Origin of the sequence: Hydrogenobacter sp. T-2 (assembly GCF_033971325.1) — a bacterium.
GTDB lineage: Bacteria > Aquificota > Aquificia > Aquificales > Aquificaceae > Pampinifervens > Pampinifervens diazotrophicum.
In genome coordinates, this window is the sequence record NZ_CP117180.1 from 1,584,231 (window position 1) to 1,606,976 (window position 22,746).

Annotated in this window: 28 protein-coding genes; 9 read left to right on the forward strand and 19 right to left on the reverse strand. The window is 44.5% G+C overall.

Annotated elements, in window-relative coordinates:
* The first annotated feature begins 111 nt into the window (after positions 1 to 111).
* Both IAE16_RS09100 and IAE16_RS09105 read left to right on the forward strand, forming a co-directional pair.
* On the forward strand, positions 112 to 1,422 hold the full coding sequence (locus IAE16_RS09100; RefSeq protein WP_323700524.1) for an OmpP1/FadL family transporter: 1,311 nt from the start codon (positions 112 to 114) through the stop codon (positions 1,420 to 1,422).
* 108 nt (positions 1,423 to 1,530) lie between these two features.
* The gene (locus IAE16_RS09105; protein ID WP_323700525.1) at positions 1,531 to 1,863 is read left to right on the forward strand and encodes a (2Fe-2S) ferredoxin domain-containing protein; all 333 of its coding nucleotides are present in this window, start codon (positions 1,531 to 1,533) and stop codon (positions 1,861 to 1,863) included.
* A 10-nt stretch (positions 1,864 to 1,873) separates the two neighbouring features.
* Here IAE16_RS09105 and hfq read toward each other — a convergent pair whose 3' ends face one another.
* Genes hfq through topA form a run of 3 tightly spaced genes read right to left on the reverse strand, consistent with a single transcriptional unit; the run spans position 1,874 to position 4,730 of the window.
* Positions 1,874 to 2,116 carry an RNA chaperone Hfq gene (gene hfq / locus IAE16_RS09110; protein WP_323700526.1) on the reverse strand — a complete coding sequence of 81 codons (243 nt, stop codon included), beginning with the start codon at positions 2,114 to 2,116 and terminating at the stop codon, positions 1,874 to 1,876.
* A 3-nt stretch (positions 2,117 to 2,119) separates the two neighbouring features.
* On the reverse strand, positions 2,120 to 3,109 hold the full coding sequence (locus IAE16_RS09115; RefSeq protein ID WP_323700527.1) for an ADP-ribosylglycohydrolase family protein: 990 nt from the start codon (positions 3,107 to 3,109) through the stop codon (positions 2,120 to 2,122).
* 13 nt (positions 3,110 to 3,122) lie between these two features.
* Positions 3,123 to 4,730: a type I DNA topoisomerase gene (gene topA / locus IAE16_RS09120; protein ID WP_323700528.1), complete on the reverse strand. Its 1,608-nt coding sequence runs from the start codon at positions 4,728 to 4,730 to the stop codon at positions 3,123 to 3,125.
* A 42-nt stretch (positions 4,731 to 4,772) separates the two neighbouring features.
* Between topA and fbp the strand changes: the two genes are divergently transcribed.
* Genes fbp through era form a run of 4 tightly spaced genes read left to right on the forward strand, consistent with a single transcriptional unit; the run spans position 4,773 to position 8,010 of the window.
* A complete protein-coding gene (gene fbp / locus IAE16_RS09125; protein WP_323700529.1) occupies positions 4,773 to 5,918 on the forward strand; it encodes a fructose-1,6-bisphosphate aldolase/phosphatase in 1,146 nt (381 codons plus the stop codon).
* Complete coding sequence (locus tag IAE16_RS09130; RefSeq protein WP_323700530.1) at positions 5,918 to 6,373, forward strand: hypothetical protein; 456 nt, start codon at positions 5,918 to 5,920, stop codon at positions 6,371 to 6,373. Before fbp ends, IAE16_RS09130 begins: the two co-directional genes overlap by 1 nt.
* Positions 6,370 to 7,095: a sulfite exporter TauE/SafE family protein gene (locus IAE16_RS09135; protein ID WP_323700531.1), complete on the forward strand. Its 726-nt coding sequence runs from the start codon at positions 6,370 to 6,372 to the stop codon at positions 7,093 to 7,095. The genes IAE16_RS09130 and IAE16_RS09135 overlap by 4 nt, the downstream gene beginning before the upstream one ends.
* Before the next feature lie 9 nt (positions 7,096 to 7,104).
* Entirely contained in the window at positions 7,105 to 8,010 is a 906-nt protein-coding gene (gene era / locus IAE16_RS09140) for a GTPase Era (RefSeq protein ID WP_323700532.1), read from the forward strand.
* On the opposite strand, the gene IAE16_RS09145 is transcribed toward era, so the two are convergent.
* From IAE16_RS09145 to IAE16_RS09155, 3 genes are read right to left on the reverse strand one after another with little or no spacing between them, the layout of a single operon-like run.
* On the reverse strand, positions 7,981 to 8,157 hold the full coding sequence (locus tag IAE16_RS09145) for a hypothetical protein (protein WP_323700533.1): 177 nt from the start codon (positions 8,155 to 8,157) through the stop codon (positions 7,981 to 7,983). The genes era and IAE16_RS09145 overlap by 30 nt on opposite strands.
* Positions 8,154 to 8,534 carry a DUF302 domain-containing protein gene (locus tag IAE16_RS09150; RefSeq protein WP_323700534.1) on the reverse strand — a complete coding sequence of 127 codons (381 nt, stop codon included), beginning with the start codon at positions 8,532 to 8,534 and terminating at the stop codon, positions 8,154 to 8,156. Before IAE16_RS09150 ends, IAE16_RS09145 begins: the two co-directional genes overlap by 4 nt.
* 26 nt (positions 8,535 to 8,560) lie before the next feature.
* The gene (locus IAE16_RS09155; protein ID WP_323700535.1) at positions 8,561 to 10,501 is read right to left on the reverse strand and encodes a thioredoxin domain-containing protein; all 1,941 of its coding nucleotides are present in this window, start codon (positions 10,499 to 10,501) and stop codon (positions 8,561 to 8,563) included.
* Positions 10,502 to 10,589: 88 nt separating this feature from the next.
* Here IAE16_RS09155 and mutL point away from each other — a divergent pair, with 88 nt between their 5' ends.
* Positions 10,590 to 11,870 carry a DNA mismatch repair endonuclease MutL gene (gene mutL, locus IAE16_RS09160; RefSeq protein WP_323700536.1) on the forward strand — a complete coding sequence of 427 codons (1,281 nt, stop codon included), beginning with the start codon at positions 10,590 to 10,592 and terminating at the stop codon, positions 11,868 to 11,870.
* A 1-nt stretch (position 11,871) separates the two neighbouring features.
* The gene (gene hisF / locus IAE16_RS09165; protein WP_323700537.1) at positions 11,872 to 12,633 is read left to right on the forward strand and encodes an imidazole glycerol phosphate synthase subunit HisF; all 762 of its coding nucleotides are present in this window, start codon (positions 11,872 to 11,874) and stop codon (positions 12,631 to 12,633) included.
* On the opposite strand, the gene IAE16_RS09170 is transcribed toward hisF, so the two are convergent.
* The 9 genes from IAE16_RS09170 to IAE16_RS09210 form a co-directional block, all read right to left on the reverse strand.
* Positions 12,591 to 13,328, reverse strand: coding sequence for an OmpA family protein (locus IAE16_RS09170; protein ID WP_323700538.1), 738 nt, complete (start codon positions 13,326 to 13,328; stop codon positions 12,591 to 12,593). The two genes, hisF and IAE16_RS09170, sit on opposite strands and share 43 nt — an antisense overlap.
* 155 nt (positions 13,329 to 13,483) lie before the next feature.
* On the reverse strand, positions 13,484 to 14,197 hold the full coding sequence (locus IAE16_RS09175; RefSeq protein ID WP_323700539.1) for a 2-oxoacid:ferredoxin oxidoreductase family protein: 714 nt from the start codon (positions 14,195 to 14,197) through the stop codon (positions 13,484 to 13,486).
* On the reverse strand, positions 14,194 to 15,054 hold the full coding sequence (locus IAE16_RS09180; RefSeq protein ID WP_323700540.1) for a thiamine pyrophosphate-dependent enzyme: 861 nt from the start codon (positions 15,052 to 15,054) through the stop codon (positions 14,194 to 14,196). The genes IAE16_RS09175 and IAE16_RS09180 overlap by 4 nt, the downstream gene beginning before the upstream one ends.
* The gene (locus IAE16_RS09185; protein WP_323700541.1) at positions 15,044 to 16,249 is read right to left on the reverse strand and encodes a transketolase C-terminal domain-containing protein; all 1,206 of its coding nucleotides are present in this window, start codon (positions 16,247 to 16,249) and stop codon (positions 15,044 to 15,046) included. The genes IAE16_RS09180 and IAE16_RS09185 overlap by 11 nt, the downstream gene beginning before the upstream one ends.
* A 66-nt stretch (positions 16,250 to 16,315) precedes the next feature.
* On the reverse strand, positions 16,316 to 16,861 hold the full coding sequence (locus IAE16_RS09190; RefSeq protein ID WP_323700542.1) for a Uma2 family endonuclease: 546 nt from the start codon (positions 16,859 to 16,861) through the stop codon (positions 16,316 to 16,318).
* Positions 16,858 to 17,427: a carbon monoxide dehydrogenase beta subunit family protein gene (locus IAE16_RS09195; protein ID WP_323700543.1), complete on the reverse strand. Its 570-nt coding sequence runs from the start codon at positions 17,425 to 17,427 to the stop codon at positions 16,858 to 16,860. The genes IAE16_RS09190 and IAE16_RS09195 overlap by 4 nt, the downstream gene beginning before the upstream one ends.
* An 11-nt stretch (positions 17,428 to 17,438) precedes the next feature.
* Positions 17,439 to 17,981, reverse strand: a complete 543-nt coding sequence (locus IAE16_RS09200) for a Uma2 family endonuclease (RefSeq protein ID WP_323700544.1) — start codon at positions 17,979 to 17,981, stop codon at positions 17,439 to 17,441.
* Positions 17,982 to 17,984: 3 nt separating this feature from the next.
* Entirely contained in the window at positions 17,985 to 18,545 is a 561-nt protein-coding gene (locus IAE16_RS09205) for a Uma2 family endonuclease (RefSeq protein ID WP_323700546.1), read from the reverse strand.
* 3 nt (positions 18,546 to 18,548) lie between these two features.
* On the reverse strand, positions 18,549 to 18,779 hold the full coding sequence (locus IAE16_RS09210; protein ID WP_323700547.1) for a 4Fe-4S dicluster domain-containing protein: 231 nt from the start codon (positions 18,777 to 18,779) through the stop codon (positions 18,549 to 18,551).
* A gap of 115 nt (positions 18,780 to 18,894) precedes the next feature.
* Here IAE16_RS09210 and IAE16_RS09215 point away from each other — a divergent pair, with 115 nt between their 5' ends.
* Positions 18,895 to 19,983 carry a S41 family peptidase gene (locus IAE16_RS09215; RefSeq protein WP_323701646.1) on the forward strand — a complete coding sequence of 363 codons (1,089 nt, stop codon included), beginning with the start codon at positions 18,895 to 18,897 and terminating at the stop codon, positions 19,981 to 19,983.
* Here the strand turns inward: IAE16_RS09215 and IAE16_RS09220 are convergent.
* Genes IAE16_RS09220 through dapF form a run of 4 tightly spaced genes read right to left on the reverse strand, consistent with a single transcriptional unit; the run spans position 19,916 to position 22,702 of the window.
* On the reverse strand, positions 19,916 to 20,458 hold the full coding sequence (locus tag IAE16_RS09220; RefSeq protein ID WP_323700548.1) for a P-loop nucleotide/nucleoside kinase family protein: 543 nt from the start codon (positions 20,456 to 20,458) through the stop codon (positions 19,916 to 19,918). The two genes, IAE16_RS09215 and IAE16_RS09220, sit on opposite strands and share 68 nt — an antisense overlap.
* Complete coding sequence (locus IAE16_RS09225; RefSeq protein ID WP_323700550.1) at positions 20,455 to 20,952, reverse strand: DsbC family protein; 498 nt, start codon at positions 20,950 to 20,952, stop codon at positions 20,455 to 20,457. The genes IAE16_RS09220 and IAE16_RS09225 overlap by 4 nt, the downstream gene beginning before the upstream one ends.
* Positions 20,953 to 20,955: 3 nt before the next feature.
* Positions 20,956 to 21,816, reverse strand: coding sequence for a 4-hydroxy-3-methylbut-2-enyl diphosphate reductase (gene ispH, locus IAE16_RS09230; RefSeq protein ID WP_323700551.1), 861 nt, complete (start codon positions 21,814 to 21,816; stop codon positions 20,956 to 20,958).
* A 40-nt stretch (positions 21,817 to 21,856) separates the two neighbouring features.
* On the reverse strand, positions 21,857 to 22,702 hold the full coding sequence (gene dapF / locus IAE16_RS09235; protein ID WP_323700552.1) for a diaminopimelate epimerase: 846 nt from the start codon (positions 22,700 to 22,702) through the stop codon (positions 21,857 to 21,859).
* Between the last annotated feature and the right edge of the window lie 44 nt (positions 22,703 to 22,746).

Here is a 22,746-nt window from a genome sequence, read left to right on the forward strand (position 1 = left end):
CTGAAATTCTTATATAACATAGGCTTAAAGCCTTATAAGTCCTTTGAATTGCAAGTCTACTATTATGCGGATTAAAATGTGAAAGAAAACCTTTGAAGGGAGGTAAAGGCTATGAAAAAGGCTATTGCTTTAACTGCCTTGTTAGGAATTGCAGGACTGTCTTTTGCTACAAACGGGGACAATCTTATAGGTGTATCTCCAGCCTCAAGGGGTATGGGTGGCATAGGTGTGGGTATGCCAGTAGGACCTACGGACTCTATCTTTAGAAACCCTGCTTGGATGAGCCAGTATAAGGGTTTTAACCTAAGCTTTGGTGGAATACTCTTTATGCCTGAGGTTAAGGCAAGAGTTCAAAATCCTTTGGGAGATTCTGGTTCTCAAAGGTCCAAAGCGGACATGTTTGTTGTGCCAGAGGTGGGTATAGTGCATCAGATTAACGATAAACTCACCTTTGGTATAGGTGCTTTTGGTGTCTCAGGTATGGGTGTGGACTATAGGAACAATAGCAAATTGGTCTCTGCGATGGATCCAGCAACAGGAAAAGTTGTTCCCCTTAATATGCACACGAACTTTCAGTTTATGCGTGTTATACCAACCCTTGCTTATAAAGTAAACGATGCTATATATGTTTCAGGTGCTCTTCACTTGGCTTATGGCTCACTGGATATGGGAGCCACTTTATGTGCAGACGCGTCGGATCCTACTACCTGTTGGAACGCCGGAGGTGGTCAATCTCAGACCTATGGCATGGGCTTTCAGCTTGGCTTAGCCTATAACATGGGAGACTTTGTCTATGCAGGTATAACTTACCAGAGCCCTGTTTCCATGACCTACAAGAGGGTCTTTGACAGCAATGGCGATGGTAGGTTTGAAGACCTAAAACTCACTCAGCCTCAAGAGCTTGCCTTTGGTCTTGGTGTAAAGCCTATGAACAACTTCAAGGTAGGTATGGACATAAGATGGATAAACTGGAAGAACGCAAAGGGCTACAAGGAGTTTCAGTGGAAAGACCAATGGGTTATAGCCCTTGGTGGTGAGTATAAGCCTATGGAAAAGCTGGCTTTGAGAGCAGGTTATAACTATGGAAAGTCTCCCATAAGGGGTAAAAGCGGTCTTCAAGGCTTTCCTGTAAGCCAAAGAAACATTCCTAACTTTGCTTCTCCATTTGGGGACTTTAACATTGCCTTCTTCAACCTTGTAGGCTTCCCAGCTATTACAGAACATCATATAACTCTCGGTCTTGGATATGAGTTTACAAAGACCTTTGGGATAGACCTTGCATACAAGCACGCCTTTAACAAGAAAGTGACTTCTTCGGGAATATATTACGACTCTGGTCCGTGTTCATCTGGTTGTCCCACAACTGTATCTGCCCAAAACGCCCAAAACGCCATATCTATAGGTCTTAACTGGAAGTTCTAAATTCCTCTGGGGAGGCTCTTCCTCCCCTCCTTAAAAAGTGATTAGTCTCATACAAAATTTTCAAACTCTCTGGTAGAATTCTTTCAAAACCTTTCAAGGAGGTATCCAATGGAGTTTAGGCACGTTTTTGTCTGTGTAAACCAAAGACCACCGGGTCATCCTATGGGCTCTTGTGCGGAGAAGGGCGGAAGGGACATATACATGAAGCTCATGGAAAAACTGCAAATGGACCCAGAGCTTTTTATGAGCACTGCGGTCACGCCTACGGGCTGTCTTGGACCTTGCGGTCTTGGAGCTACGGTTGTGGTCTACCCTGATGGGGTATGGTATGGAAATGTAAAACCCTCAGATGTGGATGAGATAGTCCAAAGCCATCTAAAGGGTGGTCAACCTGTAGAAAGGCTTGTGGTTTCTAAGGGCAAGCCTCCGGGCATGTTTTAAAAACAGGGGGCTATACAGCCCCTGGCACTCCTTCCTCTTCAAACTCTATTTCCATTCTCTCTGCAGGTATTATGGTGGTTATGGCATGCTTGTAAACAAGGGTTTGCTGACGCCCATCCTCTATAAGAATAGTATAAAGGTCAAAAGACCTTATCCTTCCCTGAAGTCTTACGCCGTTAACAAGGTAGATGGTGACCTTTACCCTTCTTTTCCTTGCGGTGTTTAAAAAGGCTTCCTGGAGTTTGTAAGCCATATCTCATCTCCTCCTTTCAAGAAATTCCATAGTAGTATTGTAAAGTTTTTCTGCCAAAAGAATATAATACTCGTAGTTTTCCAAATTTTCAAGAAGTTCCAAGGGGAAAGCCCACGCTCCAGCGTATGCACCCACAAAAGACCCCACAAGGTATCCTATGGCGTCCGTGTCCCCTCCCACCATACCGCAGGCGTTTACTCCTTCCCAAAAAGCTTGCAAAGGCTCATCCACATGCCTGAGGAAGATAAAAAGTGCAAGAGGCAAGGCTTCAAAAACATAGGTGGAGTTTCCTATAAGCTCTATGGCTTCTTCTGTGTCTGCTTCCTCTTCTAAGAGTTTTTTCACACTGTCAAGGTGTCTTTTGCTTTTGTCGTATTTGAGAAAGTTTTTAAGGCTTTCAAGGAGTGCAAACCTCTCCACTGGGTCTCTTAGGTCAAAGCTCTCAAGCACAAGGTAGCTAACAAGGGCAGAAACCAAAGCACTGGCATCGTATATCTCCTTGCTTCTGTGTGTAATTAAGCTTACAAGCCTGCCAGCCTCAACAGCAATATATGGATTGTAGTAGTGGAAAAGCCCAGTTATTACGCATCTGAGCACTCCCTCCACAGAGGAAGATACAAGCCCCGCATCCTCAAGACCCACTCCAGAGGATATAAGGTCTATGGCGGTAATCAGTGCAGGGTCTGGATATCTGTGGCTTTCTTCTTTACTCGCCCACTCTCTGAGCTTTTCAAAAAAGTGGTAAGGGTCTAAGAATTTTTTCTCCACTATACTTTGAGCCAGTAGCACACTTATGGTGGTCTCATCAGAAGTTTTTTCTGGCTCAAGACCCACAGAGGGACTAAGAGGATGAGGCTCTACAAAGCAATTCACCTTGCCACCATAAAACTCAAGCACATCTGCCAAAGGCACATCCTCAAGACTTTTGCCAATAGCATCACCTATGGCACTACCAAGGATAACACCTTTGAACTTATCAAGAATGGTATCCATCTGAAACTATAAATTATAGCCCCGATTTGACCTGTGAGAAAAACTCTCTTACCACCTCACGCCAGTCCCTTTGACCCTCTTCCACCTTGTCAAGACCCTCTTCCATCTGGCTTGTAAAAGTATAGTCTATTACCTTTGGGAAGTTTTCCTGCAAAAAGTCCGCCACCTCAAAGGCTATTTCTGTAGGCTTTAGGTGTCCCTTCTCCTCCACCACATAGCCTCGCTCCTTTAGGGTTTTTACTATGGTCGCATAGGTGGAGGGTCTGCCTATACCAAGCTCCTCAAGTTTTTTAACCAAAGAACCCTCTGTGTATCTTGGTGGTGGCTGGGTTTGTCTCTTTTCAAGTAATATCTTTTTGGGCTTTAGAACCTCTCCCTTTTTCAAAGGTGGTAGTTTTACCATTTCCTTTTCTTCTGGGTAAATTTTCAAATATCCATCAAAGACAAGCTCTGAACCTTTAGCTAAAAACCTCATATCTTCACCCTTCCTTTTTTCGTATATGGGCACTATGAGCGCCTTCTTTTTGAGAAAGACCGCAGGGCTTGAAAGGCTTGCAAGGGTTCTCTTTAGTATAAGCATATAGAGGTCTAACTCCTTTCCCTTAAGAGGTGGGACCTTTAGTGCTGTGGGTCTTATACATTCATGAGCACCCTGAGAGAGTTCCTTTTCTTTGAACTTCCTTAGCCTACCCACATACTCCCTTCCGTAAGTTTTTTCAATGTATTTCATAAACTCCTCTGCCTTCTGTGGGTTCATCCTATAGCTGTCCGTCCTTGGATAGGTGATATAACCCTCTTCGTAGAGTTTTTGAGCCATCTTTTGCACTTGCTCCACACCGACCTTTAAGACCCCACTGGCTACTGTCTGAAGACTTGATGTTATAAAGGGCTTTGGAGGTTCATGTTTTTCTTCTTTCTCTTCATAGCTTAGGACCTCAAAAAGGGCGGATTTTAACTTTTCAAGGTAGGGCTTGGCATTTTCTGGCTTTTCAAACCTATAGTCCCAAAAGGCGGAAAACTCCACACCATCCTTTTCAAAGACCACCTTTATGTAGTAGTATTCCTTTTTTCTAAAAGCCATTATCTCCCTTTCCCTTTCCACTATAAGCCTTAGGGCAGGAGATTGAACCCTTCCCACCGAGAGGGTATTTCTGCTGAGGGCTCTCCACAGATAGGGAGAGAGCTTATAACCTATGAGCCTGTCAAGCACCCTTCTGGCAAACTGTGCCTTTACAAGGTTTTGGTTTATAGTGGTAGGCTTTTGTATAGCGGACCTTATACCTTGAGGAGTAACCTCATAGAAAACTACTCTACTTATGGGCTTTTTAAGGTTTTCAAGCTCCTTATAGATAAAGTAGGCTATGGCTTCTCCTTCTCTGTCTGGGTCTGTGCCTATGTATATGGACTCTGCCTTGCGAGCCAAAGCCTTTAACTTCTCCATAAGCTCCCTTTTACCCCTTACCCATACAAAGGTTGGCTTTAAAGTCTCCTCCTCCACTCCGAGCTTATCCTTTGGCAAGTCCCTTATATGACCCAGAGTAGCTCTAACTATCCAACCTCTCCCTAAATACTTGGCTATGGTTTTTGCCTTTGTAGGGCTTTCCACTATAAAGAGCTTCATGAGATGTTATAATATAAAAAGTAAAACACAAAGGAGGTAGTCATGAGGCTAACTTTGAGCGTGATAAAAGCAGACATAGGGGGTTATGTGGGGCACTCTTCCGCACATCCTGAGGTGGTGGAAAAGGTCAAGGAGATAGGTTTAAGGGAGGTAGAGAAGGGAAACCTCATTGACTGTCAGGTGCTTGTGTGTGGCGATGATATTGCTCTTGTGATGACCCACCAGCATGGAGTGGATAGTGAGCTTGTGCATGGTATAGCTTGGAAAGCCTTTGAAGAGGGAACGCAGGTAGCCAAAAGGCTCAAGCTCTACGGTGCAGGTCAAGACCTGCTTTCTGATACCTTTTCTGGCAATGTGAAGGGTATGGGTCCTGGTGTGGCGGAGATGGAGTTTGAAGAAAGACCCTCTGAACCTGTAATAGTCTTCTTTGCGGACAAGACCGCACCAAGCGCGTGGAGCTTACCCCTTTACGAGATGTTTGCTGACCCCATGGTCTGTGCAGGTCTTGTTATAGACCCTAAGATGCATGATGGCTTTACCTTTGAGGTGCTTGATACCTTCACCGGCAAGGCGGTAAAGCTCTCTACACCAACGGAGCTGTATGACCTTCTTGCACTTATTGGAACTGTGGAACGCTATGCGGTAAAAAGTGTTTGGAGAAACTCTGACGGAGAAATAGGCGCGGTTGCCTCTACTCAAAGGCTTTCCTTAATCGCTGGCAAGTATGTGGGCAAAGATGACCCTGTTATGATAGTGAGGTCTCAGTCCGGTTTTCCTGCCATAGGTGAGATACTTGAGCCCTTTGCAAGACCTTGGATAGTGGAGGGTTGGATGAGAGGTTCTCACAATGGACCCCTTATGCCCGTATCCTTCAGGCATGCCACTCCCTCAAGGTTTGACGGACCTCCAAGGGTTATCGCCGCAGGATATCAGATAGCCAACGGCAAACTCATAGGTCCAAGAGACCTCTTTGATGACCCAGCCTTTGACAAGGCAAGAGAACAAGCCCAGATAATCGCAGACATCCTCAGGCGTCAAGGGATATTTGAACCTCATAGACTGCCTTCAGAAGAGATGGAATACACCACACTGCCTAAAATACTCAAAAAGCTTGAGGAACGCTTTTATGACTTGGAGGAAGGCAAAAAAGCCCCAACTGGTGAGGAACACCACACGGAGACGGACTAATGGATAGGATATATAGCATAGAGGAAAGGGTTGTCCTAATAGTGGAGGAGTTTTTCCAAGACCTGCCTTCAAAGGAACCCTTTCCCTCCTTGCTTTCCGAATACCGCTTTAGGCTAAAGTCAAAGCTGGTGGAACTTATAAACCAGTTTCCCACAGATACACAGGCGAGGAATGCAAGTTTTGATAGTGCCCTTGAAGGTATACTCAAAAGCCTTGAGCAAGCCATAAACAAGGCAAACTTTGAAAACAAAGAGGAGCTAAAACGCCTTATAAGGGCTCTTGAGGAGACCAACGAAGTGCTAAAAGAGTTTCTCTTCACAGACCACATAAGGGATAAGTCCCTTCTTTCAAAAACCTCTGGCAGAATAGGTGAATGGGTAGAAAACCTACGCATGGAGTTTAAGAGAAGGTTTGGAGGGTTTATAAACTTTATAAAGTCAATTTTTGGTAAATGATACCCTTTTTTGTTGTCTCCTTTGCTTGGTTTTTTCAATCTATAACAGGTTTTGGAGCTGGGATATTCATAATAGGTATTCTTTCCATGTTGTATGACCCCAAGATGGTGGTTGTGTCCTCTGCCATTTTCAACCTCTTTGGAACTCTCAGCCTTTTGTATCAAAACAGGAAGGGAAAAATAGAGCCAAAGCTACTCTTTTCTCTAATAGCAGGTTCAGTGCCAGGAATATTCTTAGGTGCATATCTTTTGGACAAGGCAGACACAAAGACCCTAAAACTCACCATAGGAGCTTTTATCCTCGCTTTGGGAGTTTATAACCTGCTGGTCCAGAGGGGGCTTTTAAAAGTCAGGCTTGGCAGACATATGGCTTTTCCTGTGGGTTTTCTTGGTGGTCTTTTTGCAGGGCTTATGGGTATGGGAGGACCGCCACCCCTCGTTTTCCTTAGTCAGCACCTTTTTGACCCATACTCCATAAGGCTTATGCTTAATCTTTACTTTACTTCCAATATACTCATAAGGCTTAGCTTTTATCAAAACTTTGACCTACTTTCTCTTGACTGGCAGTTTATAGCTATGGGTCTTGCAGGGCTTGTTTTTGGAACACTAACGGGTGGACTTTTAGCTAAAAGGCTTCCTTCAAAGGTTTACGCTTCTGGTGCTTCTTTTGCGGTAATCTTACTGGGAATAGTGCTTTTAATTATTGCAGAGCTTGGCTTATAATAGCTATTAATGAAGGTTGGTTATGTAGCTATCGTGGGCAAACCAAACGTGGGCAAATCCACATTGTTAAACCAAATATTAGGCACGAAGGTTTCCATTATATCTCCAAAGCCAGGGACTACACGCATAAGGGTGCTTGGTGTGAAAAACATACCAGAGCAGGCACAGATAGTTTTTTTAGATACCCCTGGCATATACAGACCAAGGGATGCACTGGGAGAGGCTATGGTGCAGACCGCAAGCACCTCTTTGGAGGATGCGGACCTTATACTCTTTATGATAGATGCGGAGGACGGCTTTAGAGATGAGGATAGGCAAGTCTTTGAAAAATACATAAAGCCCTATGCGGAAAACAAACCTGTTTTCCTCCTTATAAACAAGGTGGACAAGGTAGGAGGTGTAGAAAATCTCTTACCTCTTGCAGAAGAGCTTTCAAAGGAGTATCCGCAAATAAAAGAGATAATACCCATAAGTGCCTTAAAGGGCTATAACACAGATGAGCTTCTCAAGACCATAATAAAATACCTTCCAGAGGGTGAGCCACTATTCCCCGAGGATATGGTCACAGACCTACCCTTTAGGCTTATGGCTGCAGAGATAATAAGGGAGAAGGTCTTGTTAAAGGTTCACCAAGAAATCCCTCAGGGCGTGGCGGTGCTTATAACGGAAGTTTCTGAAGGAAAGCACGACCCGAGCGTCCTTGTCATAAAGGCGGACATTGTAGTAGACAGGGAAAACTACAAGCCTATAGTCATAGGCAAGGGCGGGCAGAGGCTAAAGTCCATAGGCAAGATGGCAAGAGAAGAGTTGGAGCTTATAACAGGCAGGAAGGTCTACCTTGAGCTTTTTGTAAGGGTAAAGCCAGATTGGAAGAAGAGACCAGAATTAGTCAAGAGTTTTGGATACACCCTCTGAAAGCAAGATAACCACGTCCGCCTTTCTGGGCAAGTCCTTTTTTAGGTCCTCTTCCTTCTCCGCCTGTGCAACCACAAGACCCTTTTTTAGAAGTCTGTCTGTTAACCTTTTTGCCACCTTCTTGTCCTTTACACTAAGCACCTTCATAGGCACTCCTCCATTATCTGCTCCATGAGCTCCTCCACCTCTTGAGCTATCTCTTCCAGGTCTGTCCTTTCGAACATGGAAAGCATTTCAGTAGGAGCTATGGTGCTTAGCACCGTCTTGCCGTTCTCTTCAAAGATGGCTATCCTGCATGGCATGGCGGTGGATATGTATGGGTCTGTGGAGAGCACTTTGCTGGCATGTTTTGGAGAGCAGACTTCAACTATTACACACTTGTAGCTTATAGGCACGCCTTTGTTCTCCAAGACCTTTGAAACTTCATGAACCGCCATAACTCCAAAACCCTTCTCTTTTGCCTTCTCTTCAATGGCTTGCCTTACCTCATCAACGCTTTTGTTAGTTTCATAGCTTATGAGCATTGCTTTCACCTCCTTTGTAATATATATTAACCCTTGCCTGTTAAGATTTCGTTAAGGTTGTCAAACCGTTGGCAGGTTTGCCCCTCGCATATTATCAACCCTTCCACCTCAGAGCGAAGGACAAACTTAAAGGGTCTGAAAAGCCTCAGGGAATCTTCAAAGAAATCCCTTGTCTCCACCTTGTATATGCCCTTTAAGAAGGCATACAGGCTTATAAGGTAAGAGTGAGACACCATAGGCACTTCCCTTACAAACCTTGAAAAAGCCTGCAGGGTTTTTTCCCCGTAGTCTATAAAGGTGGTATCTCCCGTAAGTGTTCCCAAAAGCAGTAGTGTGTAGCCTGCGGACCCGTTTGCCGATTGGGTGGGTGTATCTTGGAGGTTTTTAAGTCTAATCTTTAAAAGCCCGCCTTCCTCCTTTGCGACGTCATAAAATCCCCACCCATCCCTATCCCAAAAGAGGTCTATGGTTTTTTTCATTATCCGCACTGCGACCTCTAAGTAGGTTTTGTCCTGAGTTATCTCATAGAGGGATAAAAGTGCGTTGCAGAAGAAAATGTAGTCTTCAGAAAAGCCATCCACACCCTCTGTATGAAAGAGCATACCATCCTTGTAATACTGGTTTAGTATCCTCTTTACCGTTTTCTCCGCAGATTCCAAAGCCCATGGGTCATCAAAGGTCTTCCAATAATCGCACAGTCCACACACCATAAGTGCGTTCCAGTTAGTGTAGAGGGTTTTGTCTATGTAGGGTATCTGCCTTTTTTCTCTGTGTTGTAGGAGTTTCCTCTTTGAAGACTCTAAAAGGTTTTTCACTTCCTGAGGGCTTAAGCCTGTTGCCTTTGAGACCTCATCTTCCTCCATGTATACATAAAGCACCTTCTTATGTGGTTCATGAGGCATGTCCGCCAGACCAAAGTATAGGCTAAAAACCCTTAGCTCCTCTGGACTAAGGAGGCTCTCAATTTCCTTCTGCGTAAAGGTGTAATATCCTCCCTCATCAAGCACGCCTATGTCTGCATCTTGAGAGGCATAAAAGCCTCCTTGCGGGTCATAACCGTAGAGCTTATAGTAGTTTACTATGCCTTCCGCAATACTTTTGTAAAGCTCCTTACCAAAGACCCTGTAGGCTATGGAGTATAGGCTCAAAAGCTCTGCGTTGTCATATAGCATCTTCTCAAAGTGTGGTATGTGCCATTTTTCGTCGGTAGAATACCTAAAAAAGCCACCAAGTAGATGGTCGTATATTCCTCCCTTAGCCATGGCGTCAAGTGAGCTTGTTATAGCCCTTTGCAAAAGAGGTGATGGATTAAAGTAGTTATGATATAGGAGAAGTTCAAAGGCTTTTGCATGATGAAACTTGGGAGCAGACCCTATACCTCCCCATTGGTAGTCTATGTTGGCAAGTAGTGTGGATATTCCCCTTTGGAGTAGGTCTTGGTCCACTGGGTCTTTGAAGTTTTGCTTGCTGTAGTTCATAAGGCTTTCGTATATGCTCTCTGCGGACTTGAGTATGCGTGCTCTGTCTTCCTTCCAAAGCTGTGCTATCCTAAGTAGTAAACTCTTAAAGCCTGGTCTTCCCCATAGGTCTTCTGGTGGGAAGTATGTGCCTCCAAAAAAGGCTTTCCCCTCGGGCGTTAGAAACACTGTGAGGGGCCAACCGCCGGAGTTTGTAAGGGCTATAACCACTTCCTGATATCTTCTGTCTATGTCTGGTCTTTCATCCCTGTCCACCTTAATAGGCACAAAGTTCTCATTTATTATTTTGGCTATCTCTGGGTCCTCAAAGCTTTCGTGAGCCATCACATGACACCAATGACACCACACACCACCAATGGAGAGCAAAATAGGTTTGTCTTCTTGCCTAGCCTTTTGGAAAGCCTCCTCGGACCACTCATACCAGTCAACAGGCTGATGGGCAGATTTTTGCAGATAGGGACTTTTTGAGTTTATAAGTCTATTTGGCATCCTTTCCTCCATAGAAAAAGTTAAACCTTAACTTGGTGGATTATCCTGACGGAGCTCACATTAAGGAAGTTGCATATCTTATATCCTTATGCGTATAAATCTTCTGCCAGAAGAGGTAAAGAGCCACATAGCCTCTGGAGAGGTTATAGAAAGTCCAGCGGAATGCGTCAAAGAGCTCATGGAAAACTCCCTTGATGCGGGTGCTACCCTTGTGGATGTGGAAGTGATAAAGGGTGGCAAGAGGTATATAAGCGTGCGAGATAACGGCACAGGAATACCATCAGAGGACATACACAGGGCTATCATGAGTGGTGCAACCAGCAAAATAATAAGCCTTGAAGACCTTCAAAGCCTCTCCACTTATGGCTTTAGAGGTGAAGCCCTTCATGCCATCAGCCTTGTAAGTAAGATGGTTCTTAGGTCAAGGTTCTTTCAGGAAGAGGTGGGTAAAGAGATAAGAGTTGAGGGCGGGAGGGTAGTAAGTGAAAAACTTGTCGGCATGCCCGTGGGAACACATGTGGAAGTTTACGACCTTTTCTACAACCTACCTGTAAGGAGTGCCTTTCTACAAAAGGAAGACATGGAAAGAAGGAAAGTATACAAGGTTTTTAAAGCCCTTGCCTTGGCAAACCCAAAGACCGCCTTTCGCTTGAGAGCGGAAGGAAAAGAAATATACCATCTCAAGCCTGCTATGGATATAAAGGAACGAGCGGAAGAAGTTTTTCAAGTTAAGTTGGAGCATATAACAAAAGAAGAGCAATCCTTTAAAGTTGACTTACTACTTCCCTTAAACAGAGAGGGAAAAGATTTTTTCCTTTTTGTAAATGGTAGAGCTGTGCAGAACAAGAGCCTGTCTGAGTATGTTAGAAAAGCGTGGGGCAGGACTGGTTTGGTGCTCTGTTACGTGCGGGTGCCTCCCTACCTTTTGGATGTAAACATCCATCCTAAGAAAACAGAAGTGAAAATCCTCAAGGAAGGTAATTTAAAAAACCTCATAAAGTCCTTTCTGGAAACAAGGCACAAACACACACCTGCCTTTTTATCTCAAAAAAGGGTAGAATACCAAACAGAACCAGAGTTTATTGGTATAATAGATAACACGCTAATCGTGGCTAAGTTGGGAGATTATCTTTATTTCTTTGACCAGCATTTGCTTTCAGAAAGGTATAATTACGAGGTTCTTAAGATGGAAGAGGACAAGGCTTGTAGGTCTTCCATAAAAGCAGGAGACAAGATTGACCAAAAGAAGGCAAGAGAGCTTTTAAACCTGTGGCTTTCCTTTGAGAATAGGGAAGTGTGCCCTCATGGCAGACCCATATACTACCGCATATATCTTGGCGATATCTACAAAAAGCTCCAGAGAGGCTAACATGTTAGCCAAGAGGATAATACCCTGTCTTGATGTTGACAAAGGAAGGGTGGTAAAGGGGATGAGGTTTTTAAACCTCGTGGACGCAGGAGACCCTGTGGAAGTTTCCCGCCTCTACGAGGAGCAAGGGGCGGATGAGCTGGTCTTTCTTGACATAACTGCCTCTGCAGAAGACAGGAAAATAACCCTTGAGGTTGTAAGAAAGGTAGCGGAGGAAGTTTTCATGCCTTTTACCGTGGGTGGTGGTGTCTCAAGCCTTGAGGATATGAGAAAACTCTTAGAAGCTGGTGCGGACAAGGTTTCAATAAACACCTCTGCGGTGAAAAACCCTCAGCTCATCTATGAGGGTGCAAAGAGGTTTGGCTCTCAGTGTATTGTGGTTGCCATAGATGCAAAAAGAAGTGAAAACAGCTGGGAGGTATACATACACGGTGGTAGAACTCCCACAGGTATTGACGCTATTGAGTGGGCAAAGAGGGTGGAAGGTCTTGGAGCGGGTGAGATACTGTTAACTTCTATGGATATGGACGGGACAAAGTCAGGCTACGATATAGAGCTAACAAGGGCTGTTTCTGAATCTGTAAACATACCCGTTATAGCCTCGGGTGGGGCTGGCTCAATGGAGCATTTTTACGATGGCTTTGTTCTTGGTGGTGCGGACGCATGCCTTGCGGCCTCTCTCTTTCACTTTAGAGAGATAAGCATACCAGAGCTAAAAGCCTACTTAGCCTCAAGAGGTGTGCCTGTAAGAGTATCCGCATAGTGCGGATTTTCAATACAGGCAAGATTCCTGGTAGAAAGAGTCTTAACTAAACTCATAGCCCTCTCTTTTGCTATTCGTTCGTTTGCATGGATATTACCAACAGAGTCCGCATAACCCTTTACCCTTATTTTATACTCTTCGTCGGATGGAAGCAAATTTATCTCCACCATCAATTTTTCAATAAACTTATCCCTTAGCTCCACTTTACCTATAGGAAAGTAAAAGCTATACTTTTTCACTACCTTTTCCCGAGTTTCTTCATTCTTGACCACTGGGGAAACAAGATGCGGTTTGTATATGACCGAGGCTTTTACGCTGTATTCAAGTTGTAGTTGTTCACCTGCATGCACTACTGGAACGCCTATGTATAGATTTTTACCCTCCAACTTATAAGGAGCTGTTATAAAATCTTCCACTATCAGGGGATTCTTGGAAATTATTCGTCTTGCTTTCACCAAACCTTCTAAGCTACCTTCAAGTCTATGAGATATTACCACATCTCTTATTGTTTCATTACTTTTGTTAAGAACCTCCACTCTAATAAAGCCCTCAGGACTAATGAACACCTTATAAGACAGTCTGTCGTCTGGCAAAATACTACTTACTTTTTCTATTTTCACTATTTCCACATCTACCCTTCTGTACTCCTTACCCCTCTTCGGAGAAACCTCATAGCTCCAGGAAATCTTAGGCAAACCCTTAGGACAGGAGAAGGATGCTGGGGCAATTATTAAGGGACTAAGGAAAACCGCCGATTTTAGAAAGTTCACTACCCGCCCCATTCCTAAATTTTATACCTTAGTTTAATGACATGTCAAGTTTTTAGAAATGGGGGCAAAGCCCCCGAGTTTTATACCGCCACCTTTTTGGGAGGAGGAGGAAGGAAAGGCTCAAGCCCTTGCTCTTGTGCCCATCTTTGAGCAAGCTCATATGCAGCCTTTGCGGTGTTGAGGTTTTTCTCTATTAGCTCTAACTTTTTCTTGAACTTTCTCTCAAGGGCAGAGTCCAAAGAAGCGGTTCCACCAGAGGCTACGAATTTCTTGAGGAACCTTGACTTTATACCCTCTTCTATAGCCTCAACACCAACCGCACCTATGGAACCAAAGAGGGCACCTATCATAGCCATATTGGTGGAAAGCTCTGTGCCTGCTATGTCTATAGCAAACTTGGTAGCAGGGAAGTTAAATACTTTTACCTCAAGCTCTTCAAGTCTTTCTTTGTCCTCGTCGGTAAGCAAGTCTTCCTCTGTGTTTATGATAATAAGACCCTTTTTCTTTATGCCAGAGTAGAAGGGCATGGTGTAGGATTTACCCATGGTGATAACTTGAGGGTGAAAGACCATGATAACATCTGGGTATACTACTTCACCTCTGTCGTAAATGGGTTCCATTCCTATGCGTGCATAACTCTCTGCGGGTGCCATTCTCTTCTCTGCACCAAAGAAGGGGTTAGAGACTGCATAATAGCCTTCATAGTCCGCTGCTGTGGCTATTATGTGTGCAGCGGTAACTGCACCTTGACCTCCAAGGGCTGGCATACGAATGTTTACCCTTCTCCTTGTCATAGCAAGCCCTCCTCTTTTTTGCGTTCAATGACCTCTTTTGCAGGCTCAGAAACATACTCAAAGAAGGCAAACCTTTCCTTGTCCCTTTGCCTCATCTCGTCAAGACCGTCGTCAGAGTTAAGACCTATCTCAAGAATACAAGGAGTATACAGATGCACATATGTGGGTCCTACTTCTCTTGCCACGTATATGGCTTTCTTTATGACCGTTTCTACCCTTTTGGGAGAGGACACGGTAAGCCTTGCCACATAGTGGCATCCTGAGTCTATGGCAAGTTGCCACATGGGAACTTTGTCCCATTGCTTACCTTTAGGTGCCATTTTAAAGACATGACCTTTCATCGTCAAACCGCTCTCTTGACCACCTGTGTTGGCATATACCTCGTTGTCAAAGCATATGGTGGTTATCTTCTCTTGTCTGAAAAAGGACTGAAGGGTGCAGTCAAGACCTATGTCCACTGTGGCACCGTCACCGGCAAGCACTACCACATCCTTGACCTTGTCAGGGAACCTCCACTCAAGCACCCTCTTTATGCCAGAGGCTACTGCGTTCTGGTTTCCAAAGAGAGAGTGGACAGTATGAAGGGCTATATGAGGAAAGACCAAGGAGGTGCATCCTGTAGAGTTAACTATTATGGTATCCTCGGGGTTTGGCAAAGAGGCAAGAATGTATCTGAGAGCCATGGACTCAGGGCATCCCGCACACAGAGAGTGCTCCTCTATTAGCTCCTTCGAATAGGGCAAGTCCATGACACCCCTCTTGGGGTTGCCCCAGGTAGCTTTAAACTGAAGGTCTCTTATCTCTTGAGGCATCACGTCCAAAAGGTCTTCGTTTATTTCGTAAATCTTATATGACATGCTTTACCTCCTTTCCTGTAAGTTTAAGAACTTCTTTGACTATAACCTCCGCAGGCATGGTCATTCCACCTGCTACCCTTGGTGCACCTATAACCTCTGCGTCAGAGTATGCGTAAAGATATCTTCTTACTTCTCTTTCAAGCCATCCCACCACGTTAAACTCTGGCACAAAGATGTATTTAGCACCCTTTACCGCCTGCCTTAGCTCCTCTATGGGGAAGGGTCTTATGGTTTTTAGCTTGATAACCCTTGCCTTTATGCCTTCTTCTTCAAGAAGCCTGACCGCCTCCTTTGACTGAGCGGCCGCAGTGCCACAAGCCACAAAGACAAGCTCCGCAGATGGGTCTCCAAACTCCTCTATAAGACCTCTAAGGTAGTGCTTAGCAAAGGGTCTTGACCTTTCAATAGCAGACCTCACTTCCCACTGCCAGCTGGCATGGGTTGCGTAGGATATATAGTTAGACTTCATTACAAAGGGGTCTCTTAGAAATCTTCCCGGTGGCACTTCTGCGTCTATGACGGGCATGGGTGCCTTGTATGGGTTATAGGGTGGAAGGGCTATGTCATCTGGTGGGAGCATAACTGCTTCACGGGTATGAGAGACAAAAAAGCCGTCCACAACCGTTACAACAGGAACATGCACAGAAGGTTGCTCCGCCACCACAAAACCAGCCAATATCATATCAAAAAGGTCTTGTGCGTTCTCCGCATACCATATCATACAACCAGTATCAAGCAAAAAGCCCACTTCAAGGTTGTCAGGCTGTATAGAAAGTGGTGCGTTTACACCCCTTGCCATCAAGACAAGTTGCACTGGTATCCTTGTCCCCGCCCACATGGGGAAGTTTTCAAAAGCCCTAAGAGTTCCAGGTCCAGAGGTAGTGGTTATAGTCCTTGCACCTGCCAAAGCACACCCTGCCACCTCAGACATAACGCCAAACTCAGACTCACCTCTAAAGTATACACCCACATAGCCCTCAACCCAAAGTTCGCCTATAAGGTGTGCAGCTTCTGATTGGGGAGTTATGGGATATGAAACAGAGGCATCTACAGAAGCCCTCTTTACTGCTTCTTTTACCGCCTCAGAACCCGTCATAAAGTGCTTGGTTCTGGGTGCTTCAAAAAGAAGGTAGTCAGGTGAGACCACCCTCTGTCCTGCCCTGTTGTATATAACTCTCTCGGTAGATGTTTGCATGACCTTACCTCCTGCAGAAGTTTGTTTTAAATTTATAAAAGGCTATAATAAGCAAGCTGATTTTTATCACCGAAAGACCTCCTCAAGGTCAACACACAAACCCTCAACCACTTTTGAACACACCTTGCCCCTTTCACAGGCAAAGGAGAAAGCCCTGTATTCGCCCTCTTGAAGGGTAAGCACTTCAATGAGCCTTAGCTCTGGAAGCACAAGCCAGTATTCCTTTACACCATAGCCTGCGTATAGTTTCTTTTTGTCCTCTGTGTCCCTTTTGTAAGAGCTGGCAGACACAATTTCCACCACAAGGTCTGGAACACCAAAGATGCCTCTTTCTTGAACTATAGACAAGTTCTCCTTAAGCACCACCACAAGGTCTGGCTGGAGAACGTCCTTCTCCGAAAGCACCACGTCTATAGGAGCGTAAAGGACTTTCCCAAGAGAGCTCTCCACTATATGGTTGAAAAGTTTCACATACAACCTACCAGATATCTCTTGATGTCTAACGCTGGGTGCTGGCATTTCAAGTAGCTCCCCGTCAATTATCTCATACCTTTTTTCTTCCTCAAGGCTAAGGTAGTCCTCGTAAGTCCAGACCTTGTCCTGAGTTTTCATTTTCCAAGCTCCCTTTTTACCTCCTCTGCTATCCTTATGAACTTTTCCACCTCTTCCACATGTTGGTCTCTGAGGGTTATCATGGCATCTTCGTGTCCATCCATGCTACACATGGCTATGGTATAGCAGTCTGTCTCCGCCCTTATTATCTTCAAGGCGACGTTTGCATAGTGGCAATGCACACCTATGAATATGCATGCCTTTATCTTGTTGTGCCATATGGTAAGGTTGGGATGGTTAGGGTTTATTTCCACTGCTGGGTTTATCTTAGGATATTTGGGCCTGTAGTCATACATGGGGATTATTTTTGCACCAAGAACCTGTGCCATCTTCTTCACTAACTTTGCCTTTTCCTTAGCCTCTTCGTTCCAACCGTAGAGGACCTGAGGACCTGGGAATATGGTGGGGTTAGGTCTTGTGAGCATAGCTTTGGCAGCTTCTCTCATGGCAAGCTCTTCGTCCACTATTTCGTTATACATTAGAGCCTTGCCAGCTGGAGGGTTCAAAACACCCTCATAAACAGCCACAGAATATGGTGAAAAACCCGCTGGCCCAAGTGTTGCCATGGTTTACCTCCTTAAAAAATCTCTTCTAAATTTAGGAATAAGCCCTCGAGGAGCTTTGAACAAACCTTTCCACTTTCAAAGGCGTGGGAGAAAACTTCATACTCATTTCCCTCCAAGGTAAGCACCTCCACCACCCTTTCTTCTGGAAACACAAGCCAATACTCCTTTACACCATACTTGGCATACAGTTTTCTCTTGTCCTCCGTGTCCCTTTTGAAGGTAGAAGGAGAGACCACTTCCACCACAAGGTCTGGAGAGCCAAATATACCTCTACCCCTTGCTATAGAAAGCCTATCCTTTGAGATAAACACAAGGTCTGGCTGGACTACGTGTTCTTCAGAAAGAACCACATCCACTGGAGCAAGATAAAAATCTCCACAGTCTTTTTTCTCTTGATACCTCCTAAAGACATAGGCAAGATTCCAAATAACCTTCTGATGTTTTAGGCTTGGTGCTGGCATTTCAAGTAGCTCTCCGTCAATTATCTCATACCTTTTCTCTTCCTCAAGGCTGAGATAGTCCTCGTAAGTCCAAACTTTTTCCTTTACCGCCATAACTCACCTCTCTACAACTGCACCAAAGACACCTTCTAAATTTAGGCAGAAATCTTCAAGAAGTTTTGAACAAACCTTTCCACTTTCAAAGGCGTGGGAGAAAACCTCATACTCATTTCCCTCCAAGGTGAGCACCTCCACCACCCTTTCTTCTGGAAACACGAGCCAATACTCCTTTACACCATACTTGGCATATAGTTTTCTCTTGTCTTCTGTGTCCCTTTTGAAGGTAGAAGGAGAGACCACTTCTACCACAAGGTCTGGAGAGCCATGTATAGAGTTCTCTTTAAGGGTGTGATAGTTTTCCTTCAAGACCAGCACTATATCTGGCTGGACCACATGGTAAGGAGACAAAACCACATCCACTGGAGAAATGTAGACTTCTCCCAGGGCTTTTTCTTCTACATGCTGGGAAAGAAGTCTATAGAGCGTCCCTACTATTTTTTGATGCTTTAGACTTGGTGCTGGCATTTCAAGTAGCTCTCCGTCAATTATCTCATACCTTTTCTCTCCCTCAAGGCTAAGGTAGTCCTCGTAAGTCCAGAGCTTTTCTCTTATTGTCATACCTTACTTCTCCGCATGCACCTCTGGCATAATCATATGTATGGCGTTTCTCTTTAAAAGATTTACACAGACATAGACACACAAGGCACAGCCTTTGCACCGTTCTTGCACCACAAAGGCATGATGCTCTTCGTCAGTATACATAAGGGTGTTTGGCTCAGGGCAGAAAAGGGTGCACTGCTTGCAGTTATACTTACTGCACTCGTCGTTTATGACCTCTGCCACATAGTACATGCCTTGCCTCCTAAAAGATTAATATTCAGGTGTTTATAAGTTATAACCCTTGAAGTTTTTGTCAACAGAATTATATTTCTATAACTAAACTTCCATGGGTGTGTCCTTTTTGCTTGTGCTTTTGCTTCTGCATGTATCCTTTGCGGGTGAAGACTGCCCAAGGGAGGAACTATTAAAAAGAGTTGCTACTCTAATGGAAAGGCATTATCTTTGGTGGGATAGGATAAAGGATAGTCAGTGGAAAAGTGAGCAGGAGCTAATAGAACATCTAAGAAAGATAGGTGACCGTTGGACTTCTATAACAAGGCAGGAAGAAGACAGGCTTTGGTATTCAAGTTCAAAGATGGTGGGTCTTGGTGTGCGGTGGGATGACAAGGGTTATGTGGTTAAGGTTTTTCCCAAGTCTCCCGCAGAACAGCACGGTGTCAGAGAGGGTGACCTTATTTTAGCCATAAATGGTGTAAATGACAAAAACCAGTGGAGGAGAGTTATAAGGGAGGTAAGAAAGGGAGAAGTTATAAACCTTGAGATAATAAGGGATGGATTGTTTATGGAGATAGGTGTGGTGAAGGGAGAGTTCCTTGTGCCTGTAATAGAAGAAGTGAGGCTAATAGAGTATGGTGATAAAAAGGTGGGATATATAAAGCTCGTAAACTTCACACAGCCTGCGGTAGAGCAGTTTAGGGAGGCTATGGAAAAATTCAACACAGACAATATAGACCTTTTGATACTTGACCTAAGGGATAACGGTGGTGGGCTTATCTCTGTAGCCAAAAGTATAGTGGATATGCTAATAGGGGGTGAGGGTGTTATGTTTTACCTTGAGGGGCGGGGGAGAAACTTAGGGGTATATCAGTTTACAAACAGACAGGGCTTTAATAAACCAATTATTGTGCTTGTTAATAAACACACTGCCTCTGCATCGGAGCTGGTAGCCACTTTGCTTAGAAGGTATGCGGGTGCGGTTATAGTGGGGGAAAACACGGTAGGCAAGTATGTAGGGAGCAACATGTATGCTCTTGACGCTTGCGGTAATGTGTTAAGGCTTATAACCTTTGAGATGAAACTTCCAAGTGGTGAGCCTGTGGCTACAGACAAAGGCATAAACCCTGACTGCAGATTAGAAGATGGAAATCCTATAGAGCGTTCTCTTGAATGTTTTTCTTCTCATACTCTTGGAGTATCTCCTGCAGGACAGCCTTGAGTTCGTCCCTGCTATTGTTTGTATCTACGCGTATGGCATAAGGAGGAGGAACAAAGTTTTCTTTTTGTCTTAGATACACCTCAAGGTCCGCATCGGATATATCCTGCCTTTCCTTAAGCCTTTTTATTACTATTTGGTCTTCTGCGTAGGCAAGCAGAAATATAGCATTTGGAAAGTTTTTCCTTACCAGTTCTCTTTGCCAATCCTGAAGGAAAGTTGCATCAAGCACTACATTTTTACCACTACAGACCAATTCTTTAGCCCTTCTTATCATCTCCTCATAAACTCTTTTTGTCCATTCTTGTGAATATATACCTTCACCGTAGCCAGATTTAGCACTTTCATAGGGCTTTATACCAGCAAGCTCCTTTCTTATTAGGTCGCTCCTTAGCCACTCAAAGCCAAAGTCCTGATGGAGTATGCTTGCAAGGAAGGATTTGCCAGAGCCAGAAAGACCCATAACCACTACTATCATCTAATACCAAGATGTTCCAAGAGAGCTGGGCTATAGCCTTCTATAACCTTGTAGCTCCCAAGTATTATGTTGTATGGAGTTCCCTGCACATTTAACTTTTCCGCTATTTTTATGTGCTCATAAACAAGAGGACACTCCTTTACCTTTGGGGGTCTTCCGTCAAACTTTCCAGATAGGACTTCATCAAGTGCTTTTAGTTTGTCCTTTGAGCAGGCTATGTAATAAGACTTGGCGTGGCTTTCTGGAAAGCTCCTAAAAGGTAAAAGAAAAACATAGACCTTTACCTTGTCTAAGTGAGGTCTTAGAGCTTGCCACTCTCTCCTGCAGTGTCCACAGTCAGGGTTTATAAAGGTTATAAGCTCCCTTTTCCCTTTACCTACCACGATAGCCTTGTTGAGGGGTATTTCTTTAACTTGAGACCTTATAAACTCTGTGTATAGGTCTTGGGCAAGGCTTAGCTTCAAAAGTAGCAAGAGAGTTAATAAAAGTCTCATGGTTTATATTATAAGCTCTTTTATCCTGTCTACCACCGCCTGTATTATCCAGTCAGGGGTTGACGCACCAGCGGTAAGACCTATTTTTTGAGCTCCTTCAAACCATTCCCTTCTTAGCTCCTCTGGTGTTTCTATGTGGTAACTGTTAGGGTTGAGAGATTTGGATATCTCATAAAGCCTTCTTGTGTTTCCACTGTTTTTCCCACCTACTATAACCATCACATCCACTTGTGGAGCAAGCTCGTATACATCCTCTTGACGCTCAGAGGTGGCGTTGCATATGGTGTTTATCACTTTTACTTCCCTTGCCCACAGGGCTATTTCACCTACCACCTCTTTGAAAAACTGTTCGTTTTGAGTAGTTTGTGCCACTACGCCAACCTTTTCCTTTCCGAGAACCGCCTTTAGGTCTTCTTTGCTCTCCACCACCACGCCTTTGCCACCACACTCTTGTAAGTATCCCAAAGTGCCTATCACTTCTGGATGGTTTTTCTCTCCCACAAGCACCACAAAGTATCCCTCTTTACAGAGCTTTATTACCGCCTCATGAACCGCCTTTACAAAGGGGCATGTAGCGTCCACAAGCCTTACACCCTTTGAAAGGAGCTCCCTTTCCTTCTGTGGTGGTATGCCATGAGAACGCACTATTACCGTGCTGTTTTCATCCAGCATGCTTTCATCTTCTAAGAGCATAAGACCTTTGCCTTCAAGTCTTTTAACTTCCTGAGGGTTGTGTATGAGGGGTCCCATGCTGAGGACTTTTCTGTCTAAATGTGTATCCTTTACCGCCTCTTCCGCAAGGTTTATAGCCCTTCTTACTCCAAAACAAAAACCCGCATGCTCTGCCACTATTATCTGTGCCATAGGTAGAATTATAAGCTCCTATATTGTGCCTATCTGTGAGCTATCTCATGCAAAGCAGGTCTTCTTCTGAGAAAAAGCCTTCAAAGACCCTGCAAACCGCACCCTCAAGGAATACTTCCCTTAAGTCCTCGTTAAAGTCAATTCGGAGAATTTCACCACCTTTTGTATGCACTTCCACGGGCTTTTCCTTTACCAAACCCTTCATATAAGCCACTATGGCTGATGCGGTTGCTCCGGTTCCACAGGCAAGGGTCTCTCCTTCCACGCCTCTTTCGTAAGTTCTTATCCTTATAGCCTTGTCTGAGAGCTTCTCTATAAAGTTCACATTCGTGCCCTTAGGCTCAAACTCTTTGTGAAACCTTATAGCCCTTCCCAGCTTTACCACATTTAGGTCTTGCAGGTTTTCCACCACTGCCACAAAGTGAGGCACACCTGTGTTTATAAAGCTACCTTCAATATGGAGACCATCTACCTGCAAAGATACCTCTCTGTAGTCCTTTGGGCTTGTAAGCTGGACCTTTACCCTTTTTCCACCCTCCTTGACCCACGCTTTTATCACACCCGCAAGGGTTTCAAAACGCACTTCTTCGCCTACTATACCCTTCTCATAGGCAAACCTTACCGCACAGCGAGAGCCGTTGCCACACATCTCCGCCACAGAGCCATCGGAGTTGAAAAACTGCCATTTGAAGTGGTTTTTTGGGTCTTGAGGGTCTTCTATAAGGATAAGCCCATCCGCACCTACGCCCGTGTGTTGCTTGCAGAGTGCTATCACAAAGTCTTTTATATCAAGCTCAAGCCTCTTTAAAAGCTCGTATACCTTTCCATCCCTGTTATCTATGACTATAAAGTCGTTTCCAGACCCTTGCAATTTTGTAAAGTTCATGCTATATTATTATACCTCATACCCCAGCAACCCCATGGCTCACC